At 51.4% G+C, this 9,682-nt stretch carries 9 protein-coding genes and 2 pseudogenes; 3 read left to right on the top strand and 8 right to left on the bottom strand.

Going from position 1 to position 9,682, the window contains the following annotated elements; genetic code table 11:
• Nucleotides 1-39: 39 nt before the first annotated feature.
• The 8 genes and pseudogenes from C8P63_RS08920 to C8P63_RS19075 all read right to left on the bottom strand — a co-directional run bounded on the left by C8P63_RS08920 (nt 40) and on the right by C8P63_RS19075 (nt 6,742).
• Nucleotides 40-268, bottom strand: a pseudogene (locus tag C8P63_RS08920) (alpha/beta-type small acid-soluble spore protein).
• 294 nt (nt 269-562) lie between these two features.
• A complete protein-coding gene (locus C8P63_RS08915; protein ID WP_108023320.1) occupies nt 563-2,176 on the bottom strand; it encodes a peptide ABC transporter substrate-binding protein in 1,614 nt (537 codons plus the stop codon).
• Between the two features lie 1,048 nt (nt 2,177-3,224).
• Complete coding sequence (locus tag C8P63_RS18770; RefSeq protein ID WP_146172147.1) at nt 3,225-3,638, bottom strand: hypothetical protein; 414 nt, start codon at nt 3,636-3,638, stop codon at nt 3,225-3,227.
• A pseudogene (locus C8P63_RS08905) lies at nt 3,631-4,395 on the bottom strand (endonuclease/exonuclease/phosphatase family protein). The gene C8P63_RS18770 and the pseudogene C8P63_RS08905 overlap by 8 nt, the downstream one beginning before the upstream one ends.
• A 270-nt stretch (nt 4,396-4,665) precedes the next feature.
• Nucleotides 4,666-5,070 carry a hypothetical protein gene (locus C8P63_RS08900; RefSeq protein ID WP_108023316.1) on the bottom strand — a complete coding sequence of 135 codons (405 nt, stop codon included), beginning with the start codon at nt 5,068-5,070 and terminating at the stop codon, nt 4,666-4,668.
• 399 nt (nt 5,071-5,469) lie between these two features.
• Nucleotides 5,470-5,616, bottom strand: coding sequence for a hypothetical protein (locus tag C8P63_RS08890; protein ID WP_108023312.1), 147 nt, complete (start codon nt 5,614-5,616; stop codon nt 5,470-5,472).
• 296 nt (nt 5,617-5,912) lie between these two features.
• Nucleotides 5,913-6,206: a hypothetical protein gene (locus C8P63_RS08885; RefSeq protein ID WP_146172146.1), complete on the bottom strand. Its 294-nt coding sequence runs from the start codon at nt 6,204-6,206 to the stop codon at nt 5,913-5,915.
• 398 nt (nt 6,207-6,604) lie between these two features.
• A complete protein-coding gene (locus tag C8P63_RS19075; RefSeq protein WP_170109578.1) occupies nt 6,605-6,742 on the bottom strand; it encodes a hypothetical protein in 138 nt (45 codons plus the stop codon).
• Between the two features lie 273 nt (nt 6,743-7,015).
• On the opposite strand from C8P63_RS19075, the gene C8P63_RS08875 reads away from it, so the two are divergent.
• From C8P63_RS08875 to hemE, 3 genes are all read left to right on the top strand, one after another.
• The gene (locus tag C8P63_RS08875) at nt 7,016-8,101 is read left to right on the top strand and encodes a tyrosine-type recombinase/integrase (RefSeq protein ID WP_108023306.1); all 1,086 of its coding nucleotides are present in this window, start codon (nt 7,016-7,018) and stop codon (nt 8,099-8,101) included.
• A gap of 44 nt (nt 8,102-8,145) precedes the next feature.
• Nucleotides 8,146-8,418, top strand: coding sequence for an acylphosphatase (locus tag C8P63_RS08870; protein ID WP_211308265.1), 273 nt, complete (start codon nt 8,146-8,148; stop codon nt 8,416-8,418).
• A gap of 220 nt (nt 8,419-8,638) precedes the next feature.
• Nucleotides 8,639-9,679 (top strand): uroporphyrinogen decarboxylase, encoded by a 1,041-nt coding sequence (hemE, locus tag C8P63_RS08865; protein WP_108023302.1) that lies wholly within the window; start codon nt 8,639-8,641, stop codon nt 9,677-9,679.
• Nucleotides 9,680-9,682 lie beyond the last annotated feature (3 nt).

The raw sequence follows: 9,682 nt of genomic DNA, 5'->3' as shown, positions 1-9,682 counted from the left end.
AGATCTCCTCCGTTCCGTTCAATCCTTTTGTAATGAATTCTACAGATCGGACAGAAAACCTGGCTTGACAACGGACTTTTTCACAACGCTTCTAGACACCAGGCGCTTGGTGATTTCGCCCCCACGGGTCCGTTGGCACGGGAGGTGGTATCCGTACCAACTGGACGCCAAACCTCTGAAGCGATTTCATACTTCATTCGTTCCAGGGCTTGAGCGGGATTGCGATCAGCAGCTGGTTTCGGTTGCGTTCGCGGATTTGTTGTTGCATGTTAGATTCACCTCCTTGAGCTTGCATCTTGATTTTTCCCATCCACCCAGGCTATGCACGCAATTGGGTGCGGGTACCAATCCCCTTCGGGACAGAAAAACAAGGCTTAAAACGGAAAATTCACGCCCTAATAATTACCATACAATCAATTTTATATTTACCATCGTTGGACCCTATCCCTATAAGTTAGAGCGAGTGTAGAAATTGGTACAGCAATAGAGGTTGACCCCTTTTTGGAGCCAACCTCTTATTGTTGGGCTTATTCTCCAACGGATGGGATGAAGCATGGGCGTACTAGTCCCCCTTCTTGCGCACCCACTTGAATTCGATATTTCCCACCGGGTGACGGACGATCCCCGTCACGTCGGGATTTTGCATGTACACCCGGGTCCCGAAGAATATGGGCAGGATCGGCATGTCGTCCATGAACATCGCTTCCGCTTCGTGCATCAGCTTGAACCGCTCTTTCTCGTCCTCGGTATTGCGGATTTTGGCCACCAGGTGGTCGTATTCTTTGTTACTGTAGGCGACCCGGTTTCCGGGATGGCCGGTCTGGAAGAGCTCGAGGTAGTTCAAGGGGTCGGCGTAGTCAGCCGGGATAGTCGAGCGGGAAAATTGCAGTTTACCAGCCCGCTGTTCGGCGAGGAACACCTTCCACTCTTTGTTCTGCAGCTTCACTTTAACGTCCAAGTTCTTTCGAAGCATCTCCTGCAAAGCCTCCGCCACCACTTTATGGGTGTCGTCGGTGTTGTAGGTCATGGTGATCGGCGGAAGCTTTTCGTACCCTTCCTCTTTCATTCCCTCTTTCAGGAGCTGTTTCGCTTTTTTGACATCGTGGTCTTTGAAGAAACTACCTCCATCCTCGCGGAATTCCTTGCCGTCCGGCTGTTTCATTCCGTAAGGAACGTGGGCCATGGCCGGTTTCTGCCCGCCTTGCACCACATGGTCGATGATCTCCTGCCGGTTGATCGCCAGGCTGAAGGCTTTGCGTATCTTTTTGTTATGGAAGGGCTCCATCTCCGTGTGCATCCGATAGTAATAGATCGACGCCACCGGATCCGTCTTGGCCTTGCCGGACTGGATCAACTCTTGTTTCAGTTCCGTAGGCACGTTTTCCACGGCGTCCAGTTCACCGGATTGGAACATCTGGTACTCAGTATTCTCGTCGTTAACCATCGACCAGTGGATACCGCCCAACTTCACACTCTCCTGGTCCCAGTAGCCACCGTGTTTCACCGCCTTCAATTCGCTGTCGTGCTTCCATTCGGTCAGCTTGAAAGGGCCGTTAGAGAGGATGGTGGAGGCATCCGATTCCCACCGCTTCGGGTCTTTTTCCACGGTCTTCTTGTGGACTGGGAAAAAAGCAGGCGTCGCGATCAGTTTCAGGAAAAAGCCGGTGGGCTCCTTCAACCTCACCCTCAGCGTTTTCTCGTCGACGGCCTCCACCTTTATGTCCCCTTTTTGGCCCTTGCCGGCGTTGTACTCTTCCGCCCCTTCGATGTAAAAGGCAAGAAACGACGACGGAAACGCATTTTTCGGGTCCACCATCCGCTTCCAGGCGTACTCGAAGTCTTCGGCGGTCACCGCTTCCCCATTGGACCACTTGCTGTCTCTTAGATGGAAGATATACGTTTTCTTATCGGCGCTGATCTCCCACTTCTCCGCCATGGCCGGCTGGGGCTGGTGGTGTTTGTCCAGGCGGACGAGGCCTTCCATGATATTGTTCAGAATATCGTAGGAGACGGAATCGAACCCTTCCGGCGGATCTAGGGACGGCGGCTCCGTCGATGCGTTCACCTTCAGGACCGCCCCTTCTGGATCCGCACTGGAGGGTGTCTGATTGCACCCTGCCAACAAGCCCGCCACCAACAACGCGGTCACCGCAACCATCACCCATGCTTTTTTCATTGTACGTCCTCCCGCTCATTTTTCAACCTACCCGATACGGCATTCATGGTACGTTCTGTACCGGGTGGTCCGGCAAGTGGTAGTCCAATGGGTCCTTCTCCCCCATGTAGCGGTGGTCACCATACCTGTATGTTTTCCGAGCAGTTGCTGTAGAGAGGTCGGCTCCCGCCCCTCCCGATGGTGACTGTCTCGGTCTCGTGGCTCAGGTTCCGCACCGCAGTTCTGCCTCGGTACAGCCCGCCCGTTCCCGGTGACGTTCTTTGATGATGTTGGATGCGCAGATTCCTCCGGGCTCAGCCTGAACCGGCCCGCCGCCTCCATCGTCACTGTGGGCACCCCCTGAAACGCTTCATCACTGAGGGGTAGGAGGAGGTGCCCTCCTTGTCCTCAACGGCGACATGTCGGACATGTCGATGGGAACTCTCCACCACTGAGCCACGTAGACTAAGGTATAATTTTTCCTCTTTCCGATAATTCATGACCCGTAATATAAAAATAGCAGAAATTATTCAAAAATACTAGTAGTTCCTATAAATCTCTTAATTGTACCTAGGGGGATGTGAAACGTTGGGCAATTTCAGACCCCACGTCGCCGTGGACGCCCTTGCCTTAGCAAAGCACTCATCTCCGCCCCGGGAGTCTGAGCAAGACCCCTATGAACTCCTGCAGTCCATTATCACCTAGGAGAAGTTTGTCTCCACCGTGGAAGAGGCGGAGCAACCCGCCCGCCCGGCGGACTTTGATTATCTGGACCTGCTGGAAGCCGGTATCATGCTACGCAAGTGCCGAGGTTGTTGGAAAGTTACGTCTTCCAGGCCTCTGCAGCCCCCAGCGCTTCCCTTTTGGAAGCCCTCCAGCTATTGCAGAAATTGAACACCACCGGCAAACGGAAAGTTCCGGAGGGGGCCCCGACCGTCTTTGTCAAACCGCGCTGGGAAAAGCATGTGCTTCGTCAGGAGGGAATCGACCGGCACTATTACGAGATGTGCGCCCTGGCGGAATTGAGGAAGCACCTTCGATCAGGGGATCTGTGGGTGACGGGCAGTCGTCAGTACAAAGATTTCGATGAATACATGCTACCGAGGGCGACGTGGGCCGAAATGAAGGCGGATTCCTCCCTGCCGATCGCGGCCCCCGTGGATGTCGATCCACCGCCATGTGGTACTTTTCTATATTTCCGCAAAGTTTTTCCGCCCCGCTTTCGTCGAAGATTTGTTTCCTCATAAGCAGGGTCGGTCGGAGTCTTGCCGTATGCATAAACCATAAACAGCTGGCTGATTTTCTCTTCCAGTGTCATATGCCGAATTTTGCTCTGACTCTGAATCCATCCTTTTGCCGTCTTATCTTCTTTCCACCCCGGTTTTACCGCATCGTTCCCATCTGCAAAGACAAAAATCGGGAAATACAACAGAAGAGCCAGCACCGATGACAAGACGCACAAACACCATTGCTGTCTATTCATCCCGATCTCCCCTATTTGAGACGCGGGTAAGAGTGACATCCGCCACGACAGGTAAATGATCGGATGCCAATGTTTCGATGACGTCGGCGGTCCGCATTTGAATACCGGGTGTAGCGAAAATGTAGTCAATCCGTTTGACAGGATCAAGTGCGGAATATGTAAACCCGTTTTGTTCGCCGTTTGTACTCCAGGCGTCTTGAAACGAGTTAAATAACGGTTTTAATTCCTGCGCCTGCGGAGTCGCATTCATGTCACCGACGAGAATTTTTTCCCTCTCATTTTCCTTGAAAATATCCATCATATCGCGAACTTGCATTTTGCGAACTGAGGGGTCGGAACGGTAATCCAGGTGTGTCACATAGAACAACGTTTTTGACCCCCTTACATTGAGCAGTACTTCAGCAAACCCTGGAGCGGGTTTCGGCGAAGAGTTCGGTTCTTGGGTGGACAACCTTGTTATCTCCCGGTTTTCGGCCTGGATGATCGGAAATTTGCTTAACACCGCAACGCCGAACTGCCGGTTCGGCTGTCCGTCTTCGTTGGGAGGGAGGTTGTAAATGGGGGCATAAAAATAGTGCATGTCCAACCTATCCGCCAGCGATTTTATTCCATTCTCGAATTGGCTCCGGCTTCCTCAGTGAACATCCACTTCCTGAAGACCGATCACATCGGCATTGGATTCCTCGATGACTTTGGCGATTCGTGAAAGATCATACTTGCCGTCAGACCCAATTCCTGCATGAATGTTGTAAGTCATTACCCTTACCTTCACCTGACGTCCTGGCGCATCCTCCCCTTCGTCAGCGACAACGATGGATTGACCTATCAAGCCCAACATCGCAAAACAGAGGACGATGATCCCTCTTTTTACAAAAATCATCCTCTTTCCTCCTTTGGTTCTTTGCTATATATTATAAATTATTTATAAGTTACCGCATGTTGGTTCCCTTTGAGACCGTCACGCCGGTTACGGTGGAGCGGTGGAATACTGATTTGATAATCGGACTCAAGTCATTTCGTATCTGTGTCATGATATCTTTATAAATTGAGTTCCTTCATCTTTCATATTTACATGGATATCTTTCTCTCCGACGACGAGATTGTTAACTAACCCATTCTCATCTCGATTGAATGTTACTTCCACACTAATATCACTAAGATAAAATTGATATACATTTTTAGGTTGTAAAATCCGGTTACCAAAAATAAATAATTGCCCATCAACATGTTCAACCATCAAATTTAAATTCATAATCTCATTTCTGTAAATGCCTGCGTAATCCTCAAGAATGTCAGGATCAATCATTGGGTCATTGTGAAAGGAAAGATGAAGGAATTGCAGTAACTGTTTCTGATAACTCTCCCACTCTCCTTTCGAATTCTCTACCGAAAGTTTATTGAATTTATTTAAACGAAAGGATAGATTAGCCAATTGTCCTTATTCCGATAAAAACGCAAGATGCAAACTGGACCCCGTGTTGCCTCTATTCTTGTAGTAAGGTTCGTTCATAAACTGCTCGTACTTTTGCTTTAAAAACCGATCCCCTCCTCTGCTGTCTATCATTTTACGAATAGCCAAACATGGATATTACTGGTAAAGTAAAATAATACAGGTTGTATTTGATGAGCAATGCTGCAAACCTGCTCAATAAAATCTGTGATCTTTCTCCTATCCAAGTCCTTATGTAGTAAGTTTAAAATTGGATATTGAAAAAGAGCCGACTCCAAAACGACGGAACCATCCGTCTCTTTCAGTTGATCAATCATTCGCTGCCAATTCTCCAGATACGCATTCATCCAGCTTCCGATATCAAGATCATGGTCATTGTTATCAACAAAAAAGAGGATGATCACCTGTTGTTTCATGATATAATTTGGTTTTATATCCGTTTCTCTCCAACTGGACAGCGATAAATCTTGTAAAAGTGGATTTCCCTGATCCAGGGATACCTTCCAGGAGGATCAGCTTCTTGGACATCGTATTCACTCCTCTCTCCCTATTAAATTTGCTCATACCGTTTTCCTTTCTTTTAATCGCTTATTGGGGTACGGTGGATTCCTTTTTGACAAACAAAATGACCCGCTCTGGGCGAGGGTAGCGGGTCATCCTGTGTCCCTTTCCGTCGACGCATACACGGTCATTGCCATAGCGACAAGATTTCATCGCCTACATATAAGGTATCACCATGATGGCATGGATATTCCATTCCATTCTGTGTACAGCCGCCCATCGGGGCGGTTTGATTGTTACTCCGAATTTTCCTTTCGGGTTTTCTATTCTTCAAACCGTTGTTGTTGACTTTCGGAGGATTCCGTCCGATATTCCCCCCCGAATCCATCCGGGGCAAACTGGAAGGTACGGACGATATCCACCAGACAATCTTCACAAAGCTCCCAGGACCATTCTTCCATGTCAAAGCCACTGCCATAACCGAATTCGGTTTGGAAGGAATGGATCAAGTCCGTTTCGAAGTCATTGGAGTCGGCTTGGACCGATTTCCCGCATTTGTTGCAGATCCACTCGGAAACAACCTGTACTTCTTTCATGACCGGTTTATGCTTTTTCACTTTGAGTCCTCCTTGTTCTTCTCCGGATCTCCCAATGGCTTTCCACGCATGGAGGATTCCTCCGCATCCAACCTTTCGAACGAAGAAATTCATATTCCATCACCTTTTTCTTCGCTGTATCGAAAGTCCCCTCAAACTCTTCGATAACGGAAATGAACCCGTCCTCTTCCAGGGGTATATAACTGCCATGTCATCCTCGAACCTCTTTACTTCCCATTTTTTTCGTTCCAAGGTTTAATTTCGAGAATCCGCCGAGAAAATACCCCGGCGAGTTGATCCATATCCTCGACACGATGAGATTTGGCTGATTTCCCCTCGTCCGATTTCTAACTTCCGATAATGGTGCCGTATCGGAAGTTAGAAGTTTAAAAATAGACCCTGAAGGGCCTGTTCATCACTTACCGTTCGCAATAAGAAGCCGCCAATATGAGAAGCCCGAACATCACGGGAATGCTGATCAGTTGCATGAGGGCAGTTTTGGCGCTCCGTCCTTTTTCGGGTTTCCTCCCTTCTTCCAAATCCAACGGGTTCCCCATATACCCCGACTCGTCTCCATCGGCTTGTGTACATGAATCCGTTTCTTTCGATCCTTTTGATCCCCGATCCGATGATACCGTCCTTTTTTTAAAGATTTTCTTCGGTGTCTTCTTCGGTGTCTTAAAGCCCCATCCCCATCCCCCATTTCATGTTTACGGTTTTCGTTCAGTCCTTTACTTTTTGAGATCAAGACGATTTTCCTTCTGATCCCGTGGTATTTTCCGGGAATCCGTGGTATATGTATAACGTAACAAAAAATTCGGAGGGATTTCATGTCCCGGTTTCCTTTCTCCCGGCGCCTGCCGGCGAATGTCAACCGGATCATCATCCGGTTTCCGGAAGACGTCCAGGAGTTTTTTCTGGAGATGATCAGTGCGGAACGAAGTCAACAAACCATCGCCAACTATGCCTACGATTTCTCCCTGTTCTTCGACTTTCTCGAAAAAGAGGGAATCGACCTGGAGGAAATCACGTCCCGAACCCTTCGCCGCTTTTTCCGCCGGATCGAAATCGGCTATGAGCGGACGGTCCGGGTCAAGGTGAAGCGGACGGACCCGGCCACCGGAGAAGTTTGCGAGGATTGGGTGGAACGGAAGCATTTCCGGGAAAACACCCGGGCGGGAAAGGAACGGAAACGCTCTTCTCTCCGCTCCCTTTTCCGCTACCTGGTCAAAAACGGGGTGCTGGAAAAAGATCCGATGGAGGAATACGCGGACGCCACTCTGAAAGCGCGCAACCGAAAGAAAGTGCCCGTCTTTCTCACCCGGGAGGAAGCTCTCCGGCTCGTGAAGGCTGTGGAGGCATACCATCGGAAACAGAAACGGCGGAAGTGCACCTGGTATGAAGTGCGGGACCGGGCGATCCTGCTCCTCTTTTTGAACACGGGGATCCGCGTGTCAGAGTTGGTCGGGCTCAACCAAAACAGCATCCAGCCCGATCGCGACACCGCCCGCGTCGTGGTGATGGGAAAGGGAGACAAAGAACGGATGCTGAAGCTGAACCAAACCGCCTATGAGGCACTTCGGGAGTACATGAAGCTCAGGCCGACGGAAAATGTCCCCCCGGATCACCAAGATGCGCTTTTCCTGAACAAAAACCGAACCCGGATGAGCCGGAAGGGAGTCTCCGACGCCCTCAAAAAATATGTTCAGGAAGCCAACCTGCCGCCCAAGGCGGCTACGATCTCCCCTCACAAACTGCGTCACACCCTGGCCACCCTTCTCCTCTCCAACGGGGAAAACCTGCGGGTGGTGCAGGAAATTCTGGGACACTCCAGCATTCAGACCACACAGATCTATACCCACGTGATCGATTCGGAACGGGACAAAGCCTTGGACCGGCTGGACGGCATGTTATGATTCCGGCCGGGAGCGGGTAAAGGAATCGTGGAAAGGATGATTTGATGCAGAGACGCCACATCATGGTCCACGGAAGGGTGCAGGGAGTCGGATTCCGCCATTACACAAGGAAGGCGGCTTTATCCATCGGAGTAAAGGGGTGGGTTCGGAATCGCCCCGACGGGACGGTGGAGATCGACGCCCAAGGCCCCGCGTCCAAGATGGAACGGTTTGTGGAAGCCGTCCGGAAAGGCAGCCCCGCTTCACAGGTGAAACGCTTGGAAACGAAAGAGAAGAAACCGACGGACCGCTACCGGACCTTTGAGGTTCGATACTGAAATTGCCGGCGCCCGACGCCGGCTTTATTCTGTTTGGGGGCCCCTTTGTGGTATATTGGGAAATGGTTCTGTCGACCCGGATCACTCTTTTCGGCCGGATCCGGGTCGATTTCATGACACTTTCCTCCGAGCCCTGTATGACCGACGGGGAAAGCGTTATGGTAATAATAAAAGGAAATCTTTTTTGATACTTCTTCTAAACAGCGAAAGGTGTGTCGTCATGGCCAGTTCCCACTTCAACGACACCTTCCTGAAGGCCTGCCGCGGGGAATCGACCCCCTATGTACCCGTGTGGTACATGCGTCAGGCGGGAAGGTATCAGCCGGAATACCGGAAAATCCGGGAGCGGTATTCCTTCTTTGAAATGAGTGAGATCCCGGAAGTATGCGCCGAAGTGACGCGTCTCCCGGTGGAACAACTGGGAGTCGATGCCGCCATTCTGTTCGCCGACATCATGACTCCGCTGAAACCCGTCGGGGTCGAAGTGGAGATCCGCCCCGGCGTCGGCCCTGTCATCTCCAATCCGGTGCGGACCCCGGCCGATGTGGAACGCCTCGGGCGGCTGGAGCCCGAAGAGCATGTCCCCTATGTGTTGGAAGCCATCCGCCTGCTCACCACCGAACAACTGAACGTTCCCCTCATCGGGTTTGCGGGGGCCCCCTTCACCCTGGCCAGCTACATCATCGAAGGCGGGCCTTCGAAAAACTACCATCAGACCAAAGGCTTTATGTACGCTCAACCGGAGTCTTGGCAAGCCTTGATGGACAAACTGGGCGATCTGACCGTGGCCTATCTCAAGGCCCAGGTGGCGGCCGGCGCCCATGCGGTCCAGGTCTTCGACTCCTGGGTGGGGGCACTCAACGCCGACGATTACCGGACCTATGTCGCCCCGGTGATGCACCGGATCTTCGCCGAAGTGAAAGAGGCCACCGGGGTTCCCGTCATCTGCTTCGGAATCGGGGCGGGTCACCTGCTGAAAGAATGGAATCGCCTTCCCGTCGACGTGATCGGCTTGGACTGGCGCACCTCCATCCGGCAAGCCCGGGAGATGGGGATTGACAAGTCCCTTCAGGGAAACCTCGACCCCTCCCTCCTGCTGGCTCCCTGGGAGATGATCGAAGCGAAGGCCAAAGAAATTCTCGATCAGGGAAAGGTTGCCCCGGGTTACATCTTCAACCTGGGCCACGGCACGTTTCCCGAGGTCCGGGTGGAAACCCTGCAGCGCCTGACCCGCTTCGTTCACGAATACACGCGGAATTGAGGT

Source organism: Melghirimyces profundicolus, assembly GCF_003054245.1.
Taxonomy (GTDB): domain Bacteria; phylum Bacillota; class Bacilli; order Thermoactinomycetales; family DSM-45169; genus Melghirimyces; species Melghirimyces profundicolus.
The sequence above is the reverse complement of the archived record's forward strand: the minus strand, read 5'-3'. Positions and strand labels throughout refer to the sequence as shown.